The 23,094-nt window shown below is 57.5% G+C and carries 17 protein-coding genes and 1 riboswitch; of the genes, 12 read left to right on the forward strand and 5 right to left on the reverse strand.

The annotated features are described in order from the left end of the window. Positions 1-38 precede the first annotated feature (38 nt). Positions 39-992, reverse strand: a complete 954-nt coding sequence (gene gshB, locus RHM56_RS24665; RefSeq protein WP_322236955.1) for a glutathione synthase — start codon at positions 990-992, stop codon at positions 39-41. A gap of 319 nt (positions 993-1,311) precedes the next feature. Here gshB and pilG point away from each other — a divergent pair, with 319 nt between their 5' ends. The 7 genes from pilG to trhA all read left to right on the forward strand — a co-directional run bounded on the left by pilG (position 1,312) and on the right by trhA (position 11,906). Beyond that, on the forward strand, positions 1,312-1,719 hold the full coding sequence (gene pilG / locus RHM56_RS24670; protein WP_019409156.1) for a twitching motility response regulator PilG: 408 nt from the start codon (positions 1,312-1,314) through the stop codon (positions 1,717-1,719). A gap of 41 nt (positions 1,720-1,760) precedes the next feature. Continuing rightward, the gene (pilH, locus tag RHM56_RS24675) at positions 1,761-2,138 is read left to right on the forward strand and encodes a twitching motility response regulator PilH (RefSeq protein WP_322236958.1); all 378 of its coding nucleotides are present in this window, start codon (positions 1,761-1,763) and stop codon (positions 2,136-2,138) included. A gap of 10 nt (positions 2,139-2,148) precedes the next feature. Further along, on the forward strand, positions 2,149-2,694 hold the full coding sequence (locus tag RHM56_RS24680) for a chemotaxis protein CheW (protein ID WP_322236960.1): 546 nt from the start codon (positions 2,149-2,151) through the stop codon (positions 2,692-2,694). Between the two features lie 53 nt (positions 2,695-2,747). After that, positions 2,748-4,805 carry a methyl-accepting chemotaxis protein gene (locus RHM56_RS24685; protein ID WP_416194873.1) on the forward strand — a complete coding sequence of 686 codons (2,058 nt, stop codon included), beginning with the start codon at positions 2,748-2,750 and terminating at the stop codon, positions 4,803-4,805. Between the two features lie 27 nt (positions 4,806-4,832). Beyond that, entirely contained in the window at positions 4,833-10,742 is a 5,910-nt protein-coding gene (locus tag RHM56_RS24690) for an Hpt domain-containing protein (RefSeq protein ID WP_322236963.1), read from the forward strand. Then, a complete protein-coding gene (locus tag RHM56_RS24695) occupies positions 10,735-11,184 on the forward strand; it encodes a chemotaxis protein CheW (RefSeq protein WP_322236966.1) in 450 nt (149 codons plus the stop codon). Before RHM56_RS24690 ends, RHM56_RS24695 begins: the two co-directional genes overlap by 8 nt. 104 nt (positions 11,185-11,288) lie before the next feature. After that, the gene (trhA, locus tag RHM56_RS24700; protein ID WP_322236968.1) at positions 11,289-11,906 is read left to right on the forward strand and encodes a PAQR family membrane homeostasis protein TrhA; all 618 of its coding nucleotides are present in this window, start codon (positions 11,289-11,291) and stop codon (positions 11,904-11,906) included. Positions 11,907-11,989: 83 nt separating this feature from the next. On the opposite strand, the gene RHM56_RS24705 is transcribed toward trhA, so the two are convergent. Together RHM56_RS24705 and RHM56_RS24710 are read right to left on the reverse strand one after the other, a co-directional pair. Next, positions 11,990-12,835 (reverse strand): formate/nitrite transporter family protein, encoded by an 846-nt coding sequence (locus tag RHM56_RS24705; RefSeq protein ID WP_322236970.1) that lies wholly within the window; start codon positions 12,833-12,835, stop codon positions 11,990-11,992. A 174-nt stretch (positions 12,836-13,009) separates the two neighbouring features. Further along, entirely contained in the window at positions 13,010-13,411 is a 402-nt protein-coding gene (locus RHM56_RS24710; protein WP_322236972.1) for an acyl-CoA thioesterase, read from the reverse strand. Positions 13,412-13,609: 198 nt separating this feature from the next. Beyond that, positions 13,610-13,716: riboswitch (S-adenosyl-L-homocysteine riboswitch) on the forward strand. A 23-nt stretch (positions 13,717-13,739) separates the two neighbouring features. Here RHM56_RS24710 and ahcY point away from each other — a divergent pair. The 3 genes from ahcY to RHM56_RS24725 all read left to right on the forward strand — a co-directional run bounded on the left by ahcY (position 13,740) and on the right by RHM56_RS24725 (position 18,294). Then, positions 13,740-15,149, forward strand: a complete 1,410-nt coding sequence (ahcY, locus tag RHM56_RS24715; RefSeq protein WP_322236974.1) for an adenosylhomocysteinase — start codon at positions 13,740-13,742, stop codon at positions 15,147-15,149. 74 nt (positions 15,150-15,223) lie between these two features. Continuing rightward, positions 15,224-16,069 (forward strand): methylenetetrahydrofolate reductase [NAD(P)H], encoded by an 846-nt coding sequence (metF, locus tag RHM56_RS24720; RefSeq protein WP_322236976.1) that lies wholly within the window; start codon positions 15,224-15,226, stop codon positions 16,067-16,069. Between the two features lie 359 nt (positions 16,070-16,428). After that, a complete protein-coding gene (locus RHM56_RS24725) occupies positions 16,429-18,294 on the forward strand; it encodes a DEAD/DEAH box helicase (RefSeq protein WP_322236978.1) in 1,866 nt (621 codons plus the stop codon). Between the two features lie 176 nt (positions 18,295-18,470). Here the strand turns inward: RHM56_RS24725 and RHM56_RS24730 are convergent, their stop codons facing one another. Beyond that, positions 18,471-19,049 (reverse strand): YceI family protein, encoded by a 579-nt coding sequence (locus tag RHM56_RS24730; RefSeq protein ID WP_322236980.1) that lies wholly within the window; start codon positions 19,047-19,049, stop codon positions 18,471-18,473. Positions 19,050-19,081: 32 nt separating this feature from the next. Beyond that, on the reverse strand, positions 19,082-19,633 hold the full coding sequence (locus tag RHM56_RS24735; protein ID WP_322236982.1) for a cytochrome b: 552 nt from the start codon (positions 19,631-19,633) through the stop codon (positions 19,082-19,084). 520 nt (positions 19,634-20,153) lie between these two features. Between RHM56_RS24735 and RHM56_RS24740 the strand changes: the two genes are divergently transcribed. Together RHM56_RS24740 and RHM56_RS24745 are read left to right on the forward strand one after the other, a co-directional pair. Further along, positions 20,154-21,758, forward strand: coding sequence for a pyridoxal-dependent decarboxylase (locus tag RHM56_RS24740; protein WP_322241863.1), 1,605 nt, complete (start codon positions 20,154-20,156; stop codon positions 21,756-21,758). Next, a complete protein-coding gene (locus RHM56_RS24745) occupies positions 21,755-23,002 on the forward strand; it encodes a pyridoxal phosphate-dependent aminotransferase (protein WP_322236984.1) in 1,248 nt (415 codons plus the stop codon). The genes RHM56_RS24740 and RHM56_RS24745 overlap by 4 nt, the downstream gene beginning before the upstream one ends. The last annotated feature ends 92 nt before the right edge of the window (positions 23,003-23,094 follow it).

The raw sequence follows: 23,094 nt of genomic DNA on the forward strand, positions 1-23,094 counted from the left end.
TGATAGCGCAATGTTGGTCTTTTTCTGGATGTTGCAGATCAGCGTGCGGCGAGCTTGCGCTCAATCGCATCCATCAACAGGGCGCCGATGTTAGTGCCAAAGGCGTTGTCTATTTCGCGGATGCAGGTCGGGCTGGTGACGTTGATTTCGGTCAGGTGCTCACCGATTACGTCCAAGCCTACAAACAACAGGCCTTTTTCACGCAGTGTTGGACCCACTTGGGCTGCAATCCAGCGATCCTTTTCGGTCAGCGGACGGGCTTCACCACGGCCACCAGCGGCCAGGTTGCCACGGGTTTCGCCTTGTGCCGGGATACGCGCCAGGCAATACGGAACAGGCTCGCCGTCGATCATCAGGATGCGTTTGTCGCCGTCCTTGATCGCTGGCAGGTAGCCTTGGGCCATGATTTGCTGAGTGCCGTTGGCGGTCAGGGTTTCGAGGATCACCGACAGGTTGGGATCGCCTACCCGATGGCGGAAAATCGACGTGCCGCCCATGCCGTCCAGCGGCTTGAGGATCACGTCGCCGTGCAGGGCAGCGAACTCACGCAGTACGTCGGCGCGGCGGCTGACCACAGTCGGCGGTGTGCACTGGGTGAACTGGGTGGCGAACAGTTTTTCGTTGCAGTCACGCAGGCTCTGCGGCTTGTTGACGATCAGCACACCGTCGCGCTCGGCTTGCTCCAGCAAATAGGTGGAGTACACAAACTCCATATCGAAGGGCGGGTCCTTGCGCATCAGGATCACGTCCAGATCGCTCAGGGCTGTGTCGGTTTCGGCCTCCAGCTCAAACCACTTCTCGGGGTTGGCGAACACTTTGAGCGGCTTCATCCGCGCACGGGCCTTGCCTTCGTTCAGGTAAAGGTCTTGCTGCTCCATATAGAACAGCGTCCAGCCGCGGTCCTGTGCGGCCAGCAACATGGCCAGCGAGCTGTCCTTTTTATAGGAGATGCCCGCAATGGGGTCCATGACAATCCCGACTCGAACGCTCATGGCAAATTCCTTAAATAAATGGTGGGCAAAAGGCGTTATGCAACTAACGGTAGGAGCGAGCTTGCCTCGCGAGCTTTAAAAAGGTCAAAAGATCGCGAGGCAAGCTCGCTCCTACAGGTCATCTGCTGACTCAAAAAAGTGGCGCAAGAGTGGCGCTGAGTGTGGTCTGTGGTCAAGAAAAAACCGTCCGATAGATTGCAGGTCGCGTCTGTGCTAAAAAGGCTCGCACAGTGCTTGCAGCCCTTGTCCATCAAGGATTTACGGCTACAAGCCGCACAGTTGTCACAAAACGGGTCGCCGTGGCGATGGTAGAGCACATATGGATAAGCATTCCAGCGCCTTGAAGGTGATGGTGATCGACGATTCAAAGACCATTCGCCGCACCGCAGAAACGTTGCTGAAAAACGTGGGCTGCGAGGTCATTACGGCGATCGACGGTTTTGATGCCCTGGCCAAGATTGTCGACCATCATCCGCATATCATCTTTGTCGATATCATGATGCCGCGTCTGGATGGCTATCAGACGTGCGCACTGATCAAGAACAACCGGGCGTTTAAAACCACGCCGGTGATTATGCTGTCGTCCAAGGATGGGTTGTTTGACAAGGCCAAGGGGCGGATTGTCGGATCTGATCAATTTTTGACCAAGCCTTTCAGCCGAGATGAGCTGCTGAGTGCAATCAAGGCCCATGTGCCGGGTTTCAACGTCGTCCCGAACGCTCAATGACGCCGGCCAGTCGGCCGATCACCTTATAAATGGGGAACACCATGGCTCGCATTCTGATCGTCGATGACTCGCCGACTGAAATGTACAAACTGACCAGCATGCTTGAAAAGCACGGTCATGAAGTGCTCAAGGCTGAAAACGGCGCAGATGGTGTGGCGCTGGCACGGCTGGAAAAGCCCGACCTGGTCATGATGGACATCGTGATGCCGGGCCTTAATGGTTTTCAGGCGACGCGCCAGTTGACCAAAGACGCCGAAACCACCCATATCCCGGTGATTATCGTGACCACCAAAGATCAAGATACCGATAAGGTTTGGGGCACGCGCCAAGGGGCCAAGGACTACATCACCAAGCCGATCGATGAAGAGATGCTGATCAAGACGGTGACCTCGGTGTTAGCCAACAAATCGGACAAGTGATGGCCTTCTGATGCCTGATTCACTGACGGCCTTCGAACTGCTGCTTGAGATAGACCAGCGCTGTCGCTCGCTGGCAGCGGGTGTGGTGCCTGTGCAAACGCAGGCCGAGGCCCAAGCCTGGAGCGGCATTGGCTTTCGCATGGGGGAGCACCGCTTTGTGGCGCCCTTGGGTGAAATTGCCGAAATCCTCCACGAGCCGCGCTTTACCTTGCTGCCGGGCGTAAAACCCTGGGTTAAAGGGGTGGCCAACCTGCGTGGGCAACTGTTGCCGATTATGGATCTGTGCGGCTTTTTCGCGATTGAGTTATCGCCCTTGCGCAAGCAGCGGCGCGTGCTGGTGCTGGAATACAAAGACGTATTTGTCGGTTTGCAAGTGGACGAAGTGCTGGGCATGCAGCACTTTGCCCAGTCCGAGCTGGACACCGATGTACAGGCCTTACCCGGCCTTTCGTTTGCGCCCTATATTCAGGGGCATTTCGCCGGTCAGCCCGCATGGTGGATTTTCAGCCCGTTCGCTCTGGCCCGGGCGCCGCAGTTTTGGGCTGTGGCGGTGTGAACAGGGCGTGCGTTTTACCTTCAGCTTTACTACGGGATGCCAGGGCCTGATCGATGAGCACAGCCAATACCGCTAAACCAATGGAAGGGTCGCGCAGTCGTTCGCAGATCATCGTGCTTTTTATCGCCCTGATCGTGTTCATCATGCTGTTGTTCGCCAACTTTGCTTACCTCAACACCCAGTCCAACTACGACAAGCAATACATCAGCCACGCTGGCGAATTGCGCGTGTTGTCGCAACGTATCGCCAAAAACGCCACTGAAGCCGCCGCCGGTAAAGCCGCCGCATTCAAGTTGCTCAGCGACGCGCGCAACGACTTCAGCCAACGTTGGGGTTACTTGCAAAAAGGCGACCCGTCGACCGGCCTGCCGCCTGCGCCACCTACTGTGCACAAGGAAATGCAGGCCGTTCAGCGCGACTGGGAGCAGTTGCTGCAAAGCACCAACGCGATTCTGGCCAGCGAACAAACCGTATTGTCGTTGCATCAGGTGGCGGCCACCCTGGCCGAGACTGTGCCGCAGTTGCAGGTCGAGTACGAAAAGGTCGTCGAGATTTTGTTGCAGCGTGGAGCCCCGGCCAGCCAGGTTGCCCTGGCCCAGCGTCAGTCCTTGCTCGCTGAACGCATTTTAGGGGCGGTCAACACGGTGCTGGCCGGTGACGAGAGCGCCGCCCAGGCGGCTGATGCCTTTGGCCGTGATGCCAACCGTTTCGGGCAAGTGCTCAATGGCATGCTCGAAGGCAATGACGGGCTCAGAATTACTCGGGTTGAAGACAAAGACGCCCGCGCCCGGCTGCTGGAAATCTCGGAGCTGTTCCAGTTTGTGTCGGGTTCGGTGGACGAGATCCTCGAAACGTCGCCCCAGCTGTTTCAAGTGCGAGAGGCCGCCAATACCATTTTCAGCCTGTCGCAAACCATGCTCGACGAAGCGTCAACGCTGGCCAACGGTTTCGAAAATCTCGCCAGCGGGCGTTCGCTGGACATCATTGGCGGCTATGTTCTGGGCCTGCTGGCGCTGATGTCGATCATCCTCATCGGGCTGGTGATGGTGCGCGAGACCAATCGTCAATTGCGTGAAACCGCTGAAAAGAACGAGCGAAATCAAAACGCGATCATGCGCTTGCTGGACGAAATCGAAGACTTGGCGGACGGTGATCTGACAGTGACCGCGTCGGTGACCGAAGACTTCACCGGAGCGATTGCCGACTCCATCAACTACTCCATCGACCAACTGCGCGAATTGGTGGCCACCATTAACCTGACCGCGGGCCAGGTGGCAGCTGCCGTGCAGGAAACCCAGGCCACCGCCATGCAACTGGCCGATGCATCAGAGCATCAGGCTCAGCAGATCGCCGAGGCTTCTGGGGCGGTTCAGCAAATGGCCCAGTCGATTGATCAGGTCTCGGCCAATGCGTCCGAGTCGTCGGCGGTGGCGGAGCGTTCGGTGGCGATTGCCAACAAAGGCAATGAAGTGGTGCACAACACCATCCACGGCATGGACAACATTCGGGACCAGATTCAGGACACCGCCAAACGGATCAAACGTTTGGGCGAGTCTTCTCAGGAAATCGGCGACATTGTCAGCCTGATTGATGACATTGCGGACCAAACCAACATTTTGGCGTTGAATGCGGCCATTCAGGCCTCGATGGCCGGTGATGCCGGGCGCGGCTTTGCGGTGGTAGCTGACGAGGTCCAGCGCCTGGCTGAACGTTCGTCGGCGGCGACCCGGCAAATCGAGACCCTGGTGCGGGCGATTCAGGCTGACACCAATGAAGCCGTGATCTCCATGGAACAAACCACCACCGAAGTGGTGCGCGGCGCGCGTTTGGCGCACGACGCCGGGGTGGCGCTGGAAGAAATCGAAGGCGTGTCACAGAACCTTGCTGACTTGATTCAGAGCATTTCCAACGCCGCGCAAGAGCAAACCACTTCAGCGTCACAAATTTCCCTGACCATGAACGTGATTCAGCAAATCACCAACCAGACCTCGTCCGGCTCGACCGCGACCGCTGACAGCATTGGCAACCTGGCAAAAATGGCCAGCCAACTGCGGCGCTCGGTGTCCGGTTTCACCTTGCCAGCCTCGCCCAAAACCCATGAGCCACAGTAGTGCGGCGCAATTCAGATTGGAGTTGTTATGGTTGACCGGCACGACTATGTAGCCCTTGAGTGGGTTAAAGACGAGATTGCCGACACCTTGAAACAGGCTCGCGTGGCGCTCGATGACTACGCCCGGCAACCCGCCGCGCAAGCGCTGGCGCAGTGTCTGGAACGCATTCATCAGGTGCATGGCAGTTTACTGATGGTCGAGTTTTACGGGGCTGCCTTACTGGCTGAAGAGATGGAGCAGTTGGTGGTCGCCCTGCAACAGGGCCGGGTCAGCCAGCTCGACGAAGCCCTGCGCTTGTTGCAACAAGCGTTCAGCCAATTGCCGCTGTACCTTGATCGCGTGCACAGCGCCCGACGTGACTGGCCGTTGGTGGTGTTGCCGTTGCTCAACGATTTGCGCACCGCCCGTGGCGAGGCCCTGCTCTCTGAAACCAGTCTGTTCAGCCCCGAATTGCACACGCTGCCTGAGCTGGATCAGGCCGCCCTGGCCCACTTGCACCCGGCCGAGTGGCCGCACCAGATACTGGCGTTGCAACACGCCTTGCATGACGCACTCCAAGGCTTGCTGGGCGAAGAAGACGCGCGCGCCAACCTGGAGCGGCTGGCTGATGTATTTGGCCAGCTTGAAAGCCTGTGTCAGGGCGCGCCGCTCAATGCCTTGTGGAAAGTCGCCTCGGCGCTGGTCGACGGCATGTTGCGGGGGCGCGTCGCCAATAGCCCGGCCTTGCGCAGCCTGCTGAGTGAATCGGAAAAAGAACTCAAGCGCCTGCTGGAGCAAGGCATCGAGGGCGTCAATCAGCCTGCGCCTGACGATTTGCTCACCAGCCTGCTGTTTTACATCGCCAAAGCGGAACAGCCGACCACCAAAATGCTCGCGCTGAAAAATCGTTATGAGCTGGATGAAGCCATGCCCGATGCGGCCATGGTCGATGAAGAGCGGGCGCGACTGGCTGGCCCTGACCGAGACGCCATGCGCTCGGTGGTGGCGGCTTTGTGCGAAGAACTGGTGCGGGTCAAGGAGCGCCTCGACCTGTTTGTGCGCAGCGACCGCCTGCATGTCTCGGAGTTGAGCAGCCTGATGGCGCCTTTGCGGCAGATTGCCGACACGCTGGCGGTGCTCGGTTTTGGGCAGCCGCGCAAGGTCATCATCAACCAATTGGCCGTGGTGCAAGGCATCGCCCAAGGGCAGCGAGAACCGACTGACGCGGTCTTGATGGACGTGGCTGCGGCCCTGTTGTACGTCGAATCCACGTTGGCCGGAATGGTTGGCAGTGTCGAGCCTTCGTCCCGAGAAGAGAGCCGCCTGCCCACCACCGACTTGATGCAGATCCACCAACTGGTGATCAAAGAAGCGCGCATCGGACTGGAAGAAGTCAAAGACCTGATCGCCGATTATCTGGCCGACAACCACGACCGCCAGCACCTGCAAGCGCTGCCCGACCTGCTGACGCAAATCCGTGGCGCGCTGGCCATGATCCCCCTGAGCCGCGCCGCCAGCTTGCTGCAAGGCTGCCACGACTTTGTCGTCGAGCACCTGTTGGTCGGCCCGTTGCCGCGCAACGAGCAGTTGGACCATTTGGCGGATGCGTTGATCAGCATCGAATACTATCTGGAGCGACTCGCTCTGGACCCCGGAGCCGCGGGAGAAAAGGTGCTGGTACGGGCTGAAAAAAGCCTGGTCGAGCTGGGTTATGCGCCGGTCGAGCACAATGTGCCGGTGCTCAATGACCGGCTCAGCCCCAATGAAGTTATGGTCATGCACGACATGCAGATCCTGGATGATCCCCAGGTGATGCAAAGCCTGGCCGAGGTGCTGGCCGGCCCGCTGTCGGAGGTCAACCCACCGGCGCAACACATTCCCAGCAGTCTGTTGCCGCCGCCTGCGGGCGAAGAGCCCATCGATGAGGAGTTGCTGGAGGTCTTTCTGGAAGAGGCCGACGAAGTCCTGGTCGCCCTGCATGACGCCTTGCCGCAGTGGATCGCCAACCCGGCCGACAGTGCCGCGCTGGCTATCCTGCGGCGTTCTTTTCATACCCTCAAAGGCAGCGGGCGTATGGTCCGTGCGCTGGTGCTGGGCGAGCTGGCGTGGGCTGTCGAAAACCTGCTCAACCGCGTGATCGAGCACAAAGTGGCCCCCACCCCGGCGATGTATGAATTGTTGGATGAAGTGCTGGTGAAGCTGGCGCAATTGATTCAGGAATTTGCCGAAGGGAACCAGCGTCAGCACGAAGACGTCGATCAACTGGCCGCGCGTGCGCATTCTCTGTCCCGAGGCGAGCCGTTGCCGCTGTTGATCGAGCAGCAAACCCCCGGCTTCGACCCGCAATTGCTGGACATTTTTCGTCACGAAGCGCAAACCCACCTCGACAGCCTGAACCACTTTATTGACCTGGCCAGCGAGCAACTGCCGCTGTACGCCACCGACGATTTGCAACTCGCCATGCACACCCTCAAAGGCAGTGCGCACATGGCGGGCGTGCTCAGAATGGCCGAGCTGGCAACGCCGCTGGATTATCTGGTGCGTGAATACAAGGCCCACAACATTGCGCTGGACATAGATGAAGTCCAATTGTTGCTGGAGGCCGACAGCTTGCTGCATCGCGGCCTCAAACAGCTCGATGTCGACCCGCTGAGCGAGATTCGCGGTGCTCGGGACTTGATCAAGCGTACTGAGCAATGCGTCTTGCGGCGCTTGCAAAGCATTTTGGACGCGCCCGCAGGCGGATTGACGACGGCGCGTGACCCGCAACGCACCGCCGAGTTTCTGGCGCAGAGCATGGACATTCTGTTTGATGCCGAAGACGTGCTGCGTCACTGGCGACAGAACCCGCATGAGCGCGACGGGCTCGACACCTTGCTGGACCAACTGACCACGTTGGGCGAGTCGGCGTTTTTGCTGGATCTGCAACCCATCGACGCGCTGTGCGAAGCCTTGCTCGATGTGTACGGCGCCGTTGAAGAAAGCAGTTTGGTGGTGAGCGAGCGGTTCTTCCACGAGGCCGATGAGGCCCATGAAGCACTGATCAACATGCTCGACCAGTTGGCGGCCGGGCAAGAAATCACCCCGCAACCCCAGCGTATTGCCGCCTTGCGTGCGCTGCTGCATGAAGGATTGGCGCCTGATGCGACGGGCTTGATTCGTCGAGACGGCCACCAGACGTTGGACATCACTGAGCTGGGCGCCGCCACCGCGCAATTGGGCGCTGAGCAGAGCGAGGAAATGGACGATGAAATCGTCGCCATTTTCCTTGAAGAAGCGGTGGATATTCTCGACAGCGCGGGCCAGGCGTTACAGCGCTGGCTCAATGAACCCGACAATCTGGCGCCGCTGTCCTCGTTGCAGCGTGACTTGCACACCCTCAAGGGGGGTGCGCGCATGGCCGGGATCGTGCCGATTGGCGACCTGGCCCATGAACTGGAGCACCTTTACGAAGGGCTGCTGGATCGACGCCTGAGCGACAGCCCGACGTTGTCCCGCTTACTGGAGCTCAGCCACGCGCAACTGGTGGTCCTGCTCGAACAGTTGCAACACCAGCAACCCTTGAGTGACCCCATCGAACTGATCGAGGCCATTCGCGGTTTCAGACTCTACAACACGCCGTCAGCCGAGCCGAACAGCGTCGAGCCTGAAGTGGTGCCTGCGGTCGAGCAAAGCGTTACCGACCCGGAGCTGCTGGACATCTTTCTGGAAGAGGCTTTCGACATCCTCGAAAGCTCAGGGGCGGCGCTGCTGCGCTGGCAGGGCGAGCCGCAAAACCACCTGGAAGTCGAAAACCTGCTGCGCGACCTGCACACCCTCAAAGGGGGCGCGCGCATGGTTGAAATTGCCGCCATTGGCGATTTTGCCCACGAGCTGGAAACCCTTGTTGAAGATATTTCTCTGGGTTTTCTGACGGCGGGTGCCGAGCTGTTTACCTTGTTGCAGCGCAGCCACGATCAGTTGGCGCAAATGCTCGATGCCCTGCGCAGCGGCCAGCCGGTGCCTTCGCCGCAGGTGCTGATCGAACACATTCGCAAGGTTGAGCGCAGCACCCGCAAAGCTGTTCCGCCGCCAGCGCCGAGCAAGCCGGAGCCGGTGCCCGAGGCTGAGCGGACCGGGTTGGACACCCTCAAAGTGCCGGCTGAATTGCTGGAAGAACTGGTCAACCTGGCGGGTGAAAACTCGATCATTCGCGGGCGCCTTGAGCAGCAGGTCAACGACGGCAAAACCGCCCTCAACGAAATGCAGACCACGCTTGAGCGCATGCACGATCAACTGCGTCGGCTCGACACCGAAACCCAGAGCCGTATCCACAGCCGCCAATACACCGAAGTCGATGGCGTGGCTTACGATGAGTTCGATCCGCTGGAAATGGATCGCCATTCGCAGTTGCAACAATTGTCGCGTGCGCTCTTCGAATCAGCCTCCGACCTGCTCGACCTCAAGGCCACGCTAGCGGCGCGCAACCAGGACGCCTACAGCCTGTTGAAAAAACAAGCGCGGGTTAACACCCAGTTGCAAGAAGGTCTGATGGGCACCCGCATGGTGCCGTTCGAGCGAGTGCTGCCACGCCTCAAGCGCGTGGTGCGACAAGTGGCGAGTGAGCTGGGCAAGCAGGTCGAATTCAGCGTCATCAATGCCGAAGCCGAAATCGATCGTAATGTCCTGGAGCGCATGGTCGCCCCGCTTGAACACATGTTGCGCAACGCCGTCGACCACGGCCTTGAGCCCGCTGCCATCCGCCAGGCCAGCGGCAAGCCTGCGCAGGGGCTGATCTCCCTTGAGCTGTCTAACGAAGGCGGCGATGTGGTGTTCGACATTCGTGACGATGGAGCCGGCGTGCCGTTGGAAGCGGTGCGGCGCAAAGCTATATTGCGCGGCTTATTGGACCCGCACGTGAGCATCAGCGACCGCGACGTGTTGCAGTTCATCTTGCAGCCCGGTTTTTCGACAGCTGAAAAAATCACCCAGATTTCCGGGCGAGGCGTCGGCATGGACGTGGTGCATGAAGAAGTGCGCCAACTGGGCGGCAGCATGACCATCGACTCGGTGCCGGGGCAGGGCGTGCATTTTCAAATCCGCCTGCCGTTCAGCGTTTCGCTCAACCGCGCCTTGATGGTGCAGTGCGCGGACGAGCAGTACGCCATTGCTCTCAACACCGTTGAAGGCATCGTGCGGGTTCTGCCCCACGAGCTGGAAGATTACTACCAGCTAGACCCGCACATGTACCACTACGGCGGCCAGGACTACGACCTGTTTTACCTGGGCGAACTGCTGCAAACCGTGGGCAAGCCCAAACTGGTGGGGCAAAACCAGTCATTGCCGGTGCTGCTGGTGCATTGCCAGGATCAGTACGTGGCGCTGCAAGTTGACGCGTTGGCGGGCTCGCGAGAAATCGTGGTCAAAAGCCTCGGCCCGCAATTTACCGGGGTGCAAGGTGTGTCGGGCGCCACCATCCTGGGCGATGGCCGAGTGGTGTTGATCCTCGACTTGCTGGCTTACATCCGCGCGCACCAGGCCCGTCAGCCCTCACAGCAGGCGAACCAGGACGCCAACGGCCTGATGGAATTCACCCCGGCGGTGCGTCCGTTGCTGGTGCTGGTAGTCGACGACTCGGTCACTGTGCGCAAAGTCACCAGCCGCTTGCTCGAACGTAACGGCATGAATGTCATCACCGCCAAAGACGGGGTCGACGCCATGAGCGTGCTGGATGACCACACCCCGGACCTGATGCTGCTCGACATCGAAATGCCGCGCATGGACGGCTTTGAAGTGGCCACCCGCGTGCGCAACGACCCGTACCTCAAAGACCTGCCGATCATCATGATCACCTCGCGTACCGGCCAAAAGCACCAGAACCGCGCGATGGCCATCGGGGTCAACGACTACCTGGGCAAACCGTATCAAGAGTCGGTGTTGCTGGAGCGTATCGCCTACTGGAGCAACCTGAATGCTTGATCACCGCGTGGGCAGCCTGACCTGCTTGTTGCTGCCGCTGGCAGATCGCTACCTGTTACTGCCCAACGTTGCGATAGCGGAACTCATCGACTGGCAGCGCGGCGAGCCCAGCAGCGACTCTGCGCCTTGGCACCTGCGACAAATCACCTGGCGCGACCGCGAACTGCCGCTGATCAGCTTCGAAGCTGCCTGCGGCAGCCCTTTGGTCATGGGCGAGCGCGCCCGCATCGTCATCCTCAACACCCTGAGCGGCGACCCGCGCCTTAAATTCATAGGGTTGGTGGTGCAAGGCATCCCACGCTCCTACCGACTCGACAGCCAACTGAACTTCGTCGACGTACCGCTCAGTTCGCTGGAGCGTGCGGCGGTGCAAGTGGGGGATTACGTGGCGAAGATCCCGGATTTGCTGGGGCTGGAGAGGTTGGTGCTGGGGGAGGGGTGAATAAGGCGAGACGATCGCCGTATTGCCCTTTAAGGTCGCAGGCTTGACCCTTATCTTGTAACAAGGTGACACAGTCGCACTGTCGGTTATTGAGGATGTTGCACATGTATCACGGGGAAAAGCTCAACGCCTGGACCCACCTGGTGGGGGCTGTGGCGGCTGCGGCAGGCAGTATCTGGTTGTTGGTCATGGCGTGCCTGGACGGCAGCCCGCAAAAGATTGTCAGTGTGGCCATCTATGGCGTGACGCTGGTGCTGTTGTACAGCGTGTCGACCGTTTACCACAGCGTGCGCGGGCGTTCGAAGGTGATCATGCAAAAGTTTGATCACCTGTCGATTTACCTGCTGATCGCGGGCAGTTACACCCCGTTTTGTCTCGTGACGCTGCACGGGCCGTGGGGCTGGTCGCTGTTCGGGATTGTCTGGGGCATGGCGGTGATCGGCATGCTGCAAGAGATCAAGCCGCGTTCCGAAGCACGCATTCTGTCGATTGTGATTTACGCGGTCATGGGCTGGATTGTGCTGGTGGCGGTCAAGCCGCTGCTGGCTGCTTTGGGCACCGCCGGTTTTATCTGGCTGGCCACAGGCGGGGTCATGTACACCGTGGGGATTATCTTTTTTGCCCTGGATCATCGTCTGCGCCATGCCCACGGCATTTGGCATTTGTTCGTGATTGCTGGCAGCCTGCTGCACTTTGTGGCCATCGCGCATTACGTGATTTAGTGGGCTGTAGGAGCGAGCTTGCCTCGCGATCTTTTGATCGCTTAAAAGATCGCGAGGCAAGCTCGCTCCTACAGATGCTGTGCTTATTTCTGGGCCGGTTTTTTGTTGTCGCTGCGAATTTGCGCATGGCTGATCAGGGCGAAGATGAAGCTGCCACCGATGATATTGCCCGCCAGGGTCGGGCCCGCAAAGACCAGCCAGAAGTCTTTCCACGGCAGCTCGCCAGCAAATACCAGATAGGAAACTTCGGCCGTGCCCACCACGATGTGAGTGAAGTCACCCAAGGCCATCAGGTAGGTGATGAGGATGATGATCCACATCTTGGCGCTCTCCATGGAGGGGATCATCCACACCATGGTTGCAATCATCCAGCCCGAGATAATGCCCTTGGAGAACATCTGACTGGTGTCGTTTTCCATCACCTTGCGCCCAATCTCAAGGAAGGCCATGTCGGTCTGAGTGTCGAAAATCGGCAAATGCAGCATCACGTAGGCCACCAGCAAGGTGCCGATCAAGTTGCCCACCAGCACCACCGCCCACAGACGCAATAACCGCCCGAAATTGTTCAGCGTCGGTTTGCTCATGATGGGCAATACGGCCGTCAGGGTGTTTTCAGTGAACAGTTGCTGGCGAGCGAGGATGACCGCCAGAAAACCCGCGCAGTAACCAAAACTGGCGATGACCTTAAAGCCTTCTGCGCTGGGCAACCGCGAGTTGAGTAAGCCCATGGCCATGAGTGACAGACCCATGGTCAGCCCGGCGGCGAGTGCCGACCAGAAGAGCGCGGCAATACTGCGCTCCAGCTCCTGGTCGCCCTGCAAACGAATGATCTCGTGCAGAACGGCGGCCCGTGGCGGCTGGTTTTTGGTGACGTCGTGCTCTTCTTCAGCCGACAGGTTGGGGGTTTTGCCGCTGTTTTGAGTGCTCATGGGGCTTCATGACCGTTGGCGTGTGTAAACGTACGACACGCCCGGCGAGAGGCTGTTCACTCAAAACCTGTAGTCGCTGCCGAAGGCTGCGATGGGGACCGATGGGGCTTCGCATAAACGGGTTGCTACGCAACCCTTCGCAGCCTGCGGCAGCGACTACAAGCTCAAAGATGATCAGTCTTTCTTCTCGTCTTCGAACTGGTCTTTGACGTATTTGATCTCGGTGCGCCCGTGTGGTGCGGGCAGACCGTCTTCGCCGAGGTTGACGAAGACCATTTTGTCGACCGTCAGGATGCTTTTGCGGGTGATTTTATTGCGCACTTCGCAGGTCAGGGTGATTGAGGTGCGGCCAAATTCGGTGGCCGTGATGCCCAGTTCGATGATGTCGCCCTGGCGCGAGGCGCTGACAAAGTTGATTTCGGAGATGTACTTGGTGACCACGCGCTGGTTGCCCAGTTGAACAATGGCGTAAATCGCGGCTTCTTCGTCGATCCAGCGCAGCAAGCTGCCACCGAACAAGGTGCCGTTGGGGTTTAGGTCTTCGGGTTTAACCCATTTGCGGGTGTGAAAATTCATATTCGCTCCTGACCGTCTTGCCTAAGATGCGGGCCATGATGTCAGACCGCAGCGTTAAGCTCTATTAACCTTGGACTATGGTCTCGATTAGGCAAATGAAAAAGCCTTGGATAAAACCTTGGGAACATCGTTGCGGATGGCTATAATCTCCCTCGCTTCAAAAACGGTCATTTTTTCCTGGTACCGTTTTCCCGCCACCTGTCCGAGGGGCGCTGCAGCAGGTTCAACCTGTCAGGCTCGGATGGGGCGTTGTTTGTTCAGGGCTCCCTGAGCAGGCACTAAACGCACAACGGCGCCCATTCGCGATTTAAACGAATGGAGGCTCTTAATGAGCGCTGTAAACACGCCTGCAGGTTTTACCGACTACAAAGTCGCTGACATGTCCCTCGCCCAATGGGGCCGTCGCGAAACCTTCATCGCTGAATCCGAAATGCCGGCCCTGATGGGGCTGCGTCGTCGGTATGCCGCAGAACAACCGCTCAAGGGCGCGAAGATTCTGGGCTGCATCCACATGACCATCCAGACTGCCGTACTGATCGAAACCCTGGTTGCCCTGGGCGCCGAAGTGCGTTGGTCGTCGTGCAACATCTTCTCGACTCAGGACCAGGCCGCTGCTGCTATCGCGGCTGCCGGTATCCCGGTTTTTGCCTGGAAAGGCGAGACCGAAGAAGAGTACGAGTGGTGCCTTGAGCAAACCATCCTCAAAGATGGCCAGCCTTGGGACGCCAACATGATTCTCGACGACGGCGGCGACCTGACCGAGCTGCTGCACAAGAAATACCCGGCCATGCTGAAAAAGATCCACGGCGTGACCGAAGAAACCACCACCGGCGTACACCGTCTGCTGGACATGCTGGCCAAAGGCGAGCTGATGATCCCGGCGATCAACGTGAACGACTCGGTGACCAAAAGCAAAAACGACAACAAGTACGGCTGCCGTCATAGCCTGAACGATGCGATCAAGCGTGGCACTGACCACCTGCTGTCCGGCAAGCAAGCGCTGGTCATCGGCTACGGCGACGTGGGCAAGGGCTCGGCTCAATCGCTGCGTCAGGAAGGCATGATCGTTAAGGTTTCCGAAGTTGACCCGATCTGCGCCATGCAAGCGTGCATGGACGGCTTTGAAGTGGTTTCGCCGTTCATCAACGGCCAGAACGATGGCACCGCAGCCAGCATCGACGCTGCGCTGCTGGGCAAGATCGACCTGATCGTGACCACCACCGGTAACGTCAACGTGTGCGACAAAAACATGCTGGCTGCGCTGAAAAAACGCGCCGTAGTGTGCAACATCGGTCACTTCGACAACGAAATCGATACGGCTTTCATGCGCAAAAACTGGGCATGGGAAGAAGTGAAGCCACAGGTACACAAGGTTCACCGTACTGGCCTGGGCGAATTCGACCCACAGAACGACGACTACCTGATCCTGCTGGCCGAAGGCCGTCTGGTTAACCTGGGCAACGCCACAGGTCACCCAAGCCGCATCATGGACGGCTCGTTTGCCAACCAGGTACTGGCGCAGATCTTCCTGTTCGCGCAGAAATACGCTGACCTGCCAGCCGAGCTGCAAGCTGAGCGTCTGACCGTAGAAGTTCTGCCGAAGAAACTCGACGAAGAAGTGGCCCTGGAAATGGTTCGCGGCTTCGGTGGCGTGGTTACGCAACTGACCCAGCAACAGGCTGACTACATCGGCGTCACCGTCGAAGGCCCGTTCAAGCCAGAAGCGTACCGCTACTGATTTAGTTCAGACCGCCCGCTCTCCCTGTGGGGGGCGGGTTCGCGTCCGGCTTTCGTATTGCCAAGGATTTGACCATGTCTCAAGACCGTCGTTTCAGCTTCGAGTTCTTTCCGACCAAGACCGATGCTGGGCATGAAAAACTGATGAACACGGCTCGCCATCTGGCGACCTTCAACCCGGATTTTTTCTCCTGCACCTACGGTGCCGGTGGCTCGACCCGTGACCGCACGATCAACACCGTGCTGCAACTGGAGAGCGAAGTAAAAGTACCTGCGGCCCCGCATTTGTCGTGCGTGGGTGACAGCAAGGACGATTTACGGGGTCTGCTGGCCCAGTACAAGGCAGCGGGCATCAAGCGTATTGTCGCGCTGCGTGGCGACCTGCCTTCGGGCATGGGCATGGCCAGTGGCGAATTGCGTTACGCCAATGACCTGGTGAGCTTCATTCGTGAAGAAACAGCCGATCACTTCCACATCGAAGTGGCGGCGTACCCGGAAATGCACCCGCAGGCGCGCAATTTCGAAGACGACATCAGCAACTTCGTGCGCAAGGCTCACGCTGGCGCCGACAGTGCGATCACCCAATACTTCTTCAACGCCGACAGCTACTTCCGTTTTGTCGAGCGTGTGCGGGCGGCGGGCGTCACGATTCCTATCGTGCCGGGCATCATGCCGATCACCAATTACAGCAAGCTGGCGCGTTTCTCTGATGCCTGCGGTGCAGAAATCCCTCGCTGGATTCGCAAGCAACTGGAAGCCTACGGCGACGATGCGAATAGCATTCAGGCCTTTGGTGAACAAGTCATCAGCGAAATGTGCGAGCGTTTGCTGGACGGCGGCGCGCCAGGGCTGCACTTCTACACCTTGAACCAGTCTGAGCCGAGCCTGGCGATCTGGAACAACCTGAAGCTGCCACGCTGACACGAACCTTGTAGGAGCGAGCTTGCCTCGCGATCTTTTAAACGATCAAAAGATCGCGAGACAAGCTCGCTCCTACAGGGGATGTGCCTTACAGCTGCACAAAACCGTTGAGCAGCATGAAATCGGCGCGCCGTGATTGCTCTGTTATACTCCGGGTTTTCCGCCAGGCTTACGCCCGGCCGCTCGTCCTTGTACAAGGCATTCCACCCCGTTACGGCGCAGCTTTCGGCCAGCGCGAGCGGTGTGAGTGGGCCTTCAGGACTGGAGCAGGACCGGACGGGATTGCGTCACCTTAAACGCCATTCACGCCAGGCAAGACTATCCCTTTGGGCCAAGCCCTAACTAAAACAGGATTACTCATGTCCTTTGCTTCCCTCGGTCTCTCCGAGGCTTTAGTCCGCGCCATTGAAGCTGCGGGCTATACCGAGCCTACTCCGGTGCAACAGCGGGCCATTCCCGCCGTGTTGCAAGGTCGCGATTTGATGGTCGCGGCTCAGACAGGTACTGGTAAAACCGGTGGTTTCGCTCTTCCGATTCTGGAAAAGCTGTTTCCCAATGGCCACCCGGACAAATCCCAGCGTCACGGTCCGCGCCAACCCCGCGTACTGGTCCTGACCCCCACTCGCGAACTCGCCGCTCAGGTGCACGAGAGCTTCAAGCTCTATGCCCGCGACTTGAAGTTCGTCAGTGCCTGCATCTTCGGCGGCGTCGGCATGAACCCACAGGTTCAAGCCATGTCCCGCGGTGTTGACGTACTGGTTGCTTGCCCGGGTCGTTTGCTCGACCTGTGCGGCCAAGGCAGTGTTGACTTGTCCCACGTTGAAATCCTGGTGCTCGATGAAGCCGACCGGATGCTCGACATGGGCTTCGTCCACGACGTGAAAAAAGTCCTCGCGCGCCTGCCAGCCAAACGTCAAAACCTGCTGTTCTCGGCGACGTTCTCCAAGGACATCACCGACCTGGCCGGCAAGCTGCTGCGCAACCCGGAACGCATTGAAGTCACGCCGCCGAACACCACGGTTGAGCGTATCGAACAGCGCGTATTCCGTCTGCCAGCGACCCACAAGCGTGCCTTGCTGGCGCACTTGATCACCGCGGGTGCATGGGAGCAGGTGCTGGTCTTCACACGCACCAAGCACGGTGCCAACCGTCTGGCTGAATACCTGGACAAACACGGCCTCAGCGCTGTGGCCATCCACGGTAACAAGAGCCAAAACGCCCGTACCAAAGCCCTGGCCGACTTTAAAGCCGGTTCTGTGCGCATTCTGGTAGCGACCGATATTGCTGCGCGTGGCCTGGACATCGACCAGTTGCCGCACGTGGTCAACTTCGAGCTGCCAAACGTCGATGAAGATTACGTTCACCGTATCGGCCGTACAGGCCGTGCCGGTCGTTCGGGCGAGGCGATCTCGCTGGTGGCGCCGGACGAAGAAAAACTGCTGAAAAGCATCGAGCGCATGACCAAGCAGAAAATCGCCGATGGCGACCTGATGGGTTTTGACTCCAGCACCGTAGAAGCTGAAAAGCCTGAAGTGCGCGAGCGTCCGGATGTGCGTAACCCGCGCAACCCGCCACGCGGTCCACGCGGCGACGGCCCAGGTAATGGCGGCGGCGGTGGCGGCGGTCGTAAAGACAAAGGCAAGGACAAGGGTAAAGAGAAGCCAGCCGCTGCACGCGGTGAGCGCCCGGCACGTGAGCAAAAACCACGTGAAGCCCAGCCCGCCCGCGAACAGCGTCAGCCAACCCCGCGTGCCGACACCAATCGTGCGCCGGACGAGTTCCGCGATGACGATGTGGATAACTTTGGTAACCGCGCTGATTACGTCAGCCCGTACCAAAACAAGAACAACCAGAGCCGCGGCCGTCGTCCGGGCGCTCCGGCGCAAGGCGCGGGTACCGGCACTGGCGCTGGCACTCCAGCCCGTACGGGCGGTCGTCAAAATGGTCCGCGCACTGGCAGCGGCGCAAGCACTGGCACCCCGCCAGCCAAGCGCAGCGGCCCACGCAGCGGTGCACCCCGTGACGGTCAGGCGCGTCGCGACAACAACCGCCCGGCGCGTGATGATTCGCGTCAAGAGCCAGCGGTTAAAGGTCCACGTGAGAACCAGCCGAAGATCATGCACAAGGAATCGAAAACCGATCGCTTCCTGACGCCTGAGCAGCTGGATCAACTGCCGAACCGCCCTCGCGGCGAGAAGCCTGCGCTGTTGACTCGCAACCGCTGAGTTAACACTGCGCTTATGTGGGAGCCGGCTTGCCGGCGATGCTTTCACCTCGGTTTTTCTGGGGCGGGAGCTATGTCATCGCTGGCAAGCCAGCTCCCACAAAATAAGCCGCACACAAAAAAACGCCCCCGATCGAAAGGTCGGGGGCGTTTTTGTTTAGCCGTATAACACCGCTATTACTTGGCTTTCACGCCTTCCAGCGAGATGTCCAGGTCCAGGGTCTGGGAGGTTGGGCCTGGGCCTTTGATACCGAAGTCGTTCAGGTTCAGCGTGGTGGTCGCGTTGAAGCCAGCGCGTTCGCCGCCCCATGGATCCTTGCCTTCGCCGTTGAACGTTGCTTTGAAGGTGACAGGCTTGGTGACGCCGTGCAGGGTCAGGTCGCCGGTCACGTCAGCTGTCTTGTCGCCAGTTGGTACAACCTTGGTCGACTTGAAGGTCGCTTCAGGGTATTTGGACACGTCCAGGAAGTCTTTGCTGGCGATGTGCTTGTCACGTTCAGCGTGGTTGGAGAACAAGCTGGCAGTTTGCAGCGTGATATCAATCTTGCTATCAGCAGGCTTGGCCGCATCCCACGAGAAAGTGCCTTTCCAGTCCTTGAACGTGCCGTGGACAAAGCTGTAACCCAAGTGGCTGATTTTCCAGTCGATGAAGGCGTGCTGGCCTTCTTTATCGATGGTGTAGTCAGCAGCCATGGCTTGACCGGCGGTCAGCAGTGCAGTCCCAAGTGCCAAAGCGGCGAGAGTCTTTTTCAACATGCGTTCTATTCCTTTTGAATTGAGGTTGAGCATCAGGCTTTGCGCCCCAGCATACGCGTCAGGGTCACATCACGATCGATGAAGTGGTGTTTCAAGGCGGCCAGACCATGCAAACCGGCGAAAATCACCACGGTCCAGGCCAGCCAAAGGTGCACAACGCCGGCAACATCAGCCTGATCGGGCAGGCTGGAGATCAGTGCCGGTACTTCAAACAAACCGAAAACAGGGATACCAACGCCTTCGGCTGTTGAGATCAAATATCCCGCGATCATGAGGGCAAACAAGCTGAGGTACAGAAACGCGTGCCCCAACTTGGCGCCGATACGGGTTGCACGACTATAGCTTTCAAGCGCTGGCGGTGCCGGGCTGATGAACCGCCAGACAACGCGGATCAGCATGACGGCCAGTAACGTCAGACCAATGCTTTTATGCAGGTCAGGGGCTTCTTTGCGCCAAGGGTCGTAGTAGTCGAGACCGACCATCCACAAGCCCAACGCAAACAATCCAAACACCGCCAGTGCAACCGACCAGTGCAGAAAAATACTGACAGCGCCATAGCGAGAAGAAGAGTTACGTAGCTGCATAGCCAACATCCTGTGGGAATCTGGGCCTAAGAATAGTGTTTTATACATCGAATGAAAGCTGAAAAATTCGCTTTGAACCATCGATAAATACGATCTGACAGTGTTCCGGCGAAGTTAAGGGAATATTAAATTTTTACCCTGCCTCCGGGCATAAGGGGGTGGGACGCTTGCAGGTCACCCTGAGGAGGGTGCTTGGTCATGGCTCATGCAGCATCGTCCAATTTTAAGCTTACAAAAATAGCGTTGAAACTTTATGGGATATATGAGGCTTAAGTTAAATAGATAAAAGGTATATATCGCGGTTGGTTTTCAATGGTGTGTTACATATCGCTGCTTGTAAGTCAGGTTTAAGAAAGGCAGATTTGGTTGCTGGTATTTATGCCTGTGCAGCATATTTAAATTGTCAGGGAAAATTAAGAATCGGGAGTTGAGAACTATGTCGTTAACAAGGCGTCACGATAAATATCATTCTATTGTCAGCGACTCGGTATTAAGTCCTACAGCACTTATAGCCCAAAAAATGGTCGAGTACGACGCCTTCATAAATTGTTTGGTACCGGCTGGGACGTCCTCGTATAAGACTGATTCACCCTCGTTAACGCCAACGCCTAGATTTGCTCAACGACCCTTTAATTTTCTTGAAGAATTGAACACAGTACAGAGTGAACCCTTATCTGAAACTGAACTAATGACGGAAATATCCAGTTTTTTCAATGGTTCAATAAGGCCTCAGTCAAAATACTCGCTATTTAATATTATTCCTGAGCCTGACACGGACACTGTTGCGGCGGCCAATCTGGCCAATGCCTATAACATCAACAGTTTGATGGAAACCTTTGGTGGCGAAAGTTTGCTGGTCGAGCAGAAAGTCGCCCGAACCCTGGGGAAATGGGTGGGCTGGGATCAAGCCATGGGAATCGCCTGCAATGGTGGAAAAATAACCCTGATGTACGCGATTCGTTCGGCCCTCAGCCGACTCTTGCCAGATTCCCAATGCCAGGGATTGACAGGTGAGACAGTCGTTTTCAGTAGCGAGGGCGGGCATTACTGCGTGGAGCACATCGCAAGCCAATTAGGCCTTGGCTCTGACAACTGCTGGCGAGTACCGAGTAATGAGGCCGGGCAAATGTGCCCAAAGGCTTTGCTCCTGCTATTGGAACGGGCTCATGCACAAGGAAAAAAAATAGCAGCCATCATTTGTGCGGGTGGGACAACGATCAATTTCAACTGCGAAGACACGCGGGTCATCCATGAGATCGTGGAGGGTTTCGTCAGCCGCGAGGCGTTGAGCTATCGGCCCTACCTGCACCTGGACAGCGTGATTGGTTGGGTTTATTTCACCTTGCTGCAAGGTGGGCTGAAGCGTCTGCCAGAGACTCTGTTGCCAGGCAATGCCGTTGCGCAGCGTCTTGAGGCCATCTGTGAACGTTTTTCGGGGCTTGCGCACTTCGATTCATTCGGAGTCGATTTCCATAAAACCGGTTTATGCCCGTGTAACAACAGTTACTTTGTTAGCCAAGACCGTCGCTTTATGGATGAACTGGGTGACGGAAAGTATCGATTCAGTGAGAGAGACTTTGAACCCGGACAACTGCGCGCCTACCGTTATACGTTTGAAAATTCACGCGGTGCTTCTGGCATTCTTTCCAGTTGGGTCGCTTTAAAGAAATTTGGAAAACAAGGTTTAGGTGCTTACGTCTTTAAACTTCAACAAGGCCGAGAGGCGCTTGTTGCTGCCATTGAACGGCAGGCATTGTTTACGCAGTTAAATGAAAAAACATTAGGGCATGAAGTTGTATTTTCAATTCCGTTTGCCAGTGACCTGTCTGGCGGGGGTGTGACGAACGATGAATTGGCCAAGGCCTTTATGCAGCATTGCTGGCAGTTGACCAATACGGGAGTGCAGTTCCCGCTTTTCAGTATCGTACCCAATTACCGAATTAATAATAATCCGGCAGCCGTTACCACGGCCTTTTTGCTGACGCCCTGCCATACAGATTTAACAAATGAAGATTGGGACTGGGTGCTCAGGCAAATCGCCGAGCAAAAGGTCATTTTTGAAACGCGGTATCGCCAGCGTCAAATCAGCCAAGTGAGCGAGCATTTCGAGCGCCCCATCAAATGAAGTGCGCAGCGAACTTTGATGTCACCGCGATCGCTGAGCCGGCGCCTACCGGCTTTGCCCTTCTCAAGCAGATGATTGATCTTTACTGCGAGCGACAACAGACCAGCGAGCGACCACTGCCCAGCCTTATCGATCTGTCGGTGGGAAATCCGGATGTTCATCCCCCAGCCTATTGGCTCAAACGTTTGGCTCATTACATCAATGACGCAAGCCTGCACGGCTATGGGGAGTTTAGAGGCGATATAAATCTGGCCCTGCGCGAGCAGTTTGTGGCTTACCACCAGCGTCGGTTTTTGGGCTCAGCCGCTGTTGGACTCAGTGCGCACCATCACGTGGTGGATTTGCAGGGCAGTAAAGAAGGTATTTTTTTAGCGCTTTTGGCGTTTGTGAAGCCGGGCGAGACATTGCTCTTGCCCGACCCGTCTTACAGTGTTTATCAGGCGTGTGCCTTGCAGCGTGGGGTGCGCGTGGAGTACTTCCCCTGCGATGCGTCTGGTCAGCCTGACGTTCGACAGATCACGGCTACGCAGTTGAGAAATGCCCGTTTGCTGGTGCTTTGTTCGCCGAACAACCCCACCGGGGTCGTGGTGACTGAACAGACTTTGCAACGCACCGTACGTTTTGCGCGCCAACATCATTTGAAAGTGGTGCTGGACAGGGCTTATGTCGAGTTGGATTTCCGCCTGCCCAGCGGTGCTTCCCAGTACTTGCAGGGCTCTGCCTTGCGGCTTGAAGGTGCAATGGAGTGCGTGATTGAACTCCACAGTTTGAGCAAATCGTGTGGGCTTGCAGGCTGGCGCATTGGATTCGCGGTAGGGGCAGCCTCCATGATTGACTCACTCAAGGGGCTGAAGGCCAATAGTGATTTCGGCATGTTTTTACCGTTTCAGCGTGTTGCCACCGAAATGCTCGAACAACTGGAACCGGTCGCAAGCCTTATCAGCGAGGACTATCGCCAGCGTATTGGCATGGTCGTCGGCGCCTTAAACCTGATGGGGTGGAAAGTTGCACCCCCTGAAGGCGGGTTTTTCTTATGGGCTAAATTGCCCGACCGCTGCACAGCGGATTGTGACGTCGCGTTTACTCAAAAGCTGCTGAACGACACGGGCATTTTAATGACGCCCGGCAGTTTGTTTGGTCTGGCCGGCAAAGGCTATGTTCGTATTGCATTGGTCCAGAGTCCTGCCAGGCTAGAACTTATGATTGAGCGTTTGCGTCGATGGTTTATAAGTAACGGTTTGTAAACGCCACTCGACATTTCCTGATCTCTTGGGTGTATCTCCAGGCGTAATGACTTGTTACGAACCTGTGCATTGCATAGTCTTGCGCGATTGTT

Source organism: Pseudomonas sp. CCC3.1, assembly GCF_034347405.1.
Lineage (GTDB): Bacteria > Pseudomonadota > Gammaproteobacteria > Pseudomonadales > Pseudomonadaceae > Aquipseudomonas.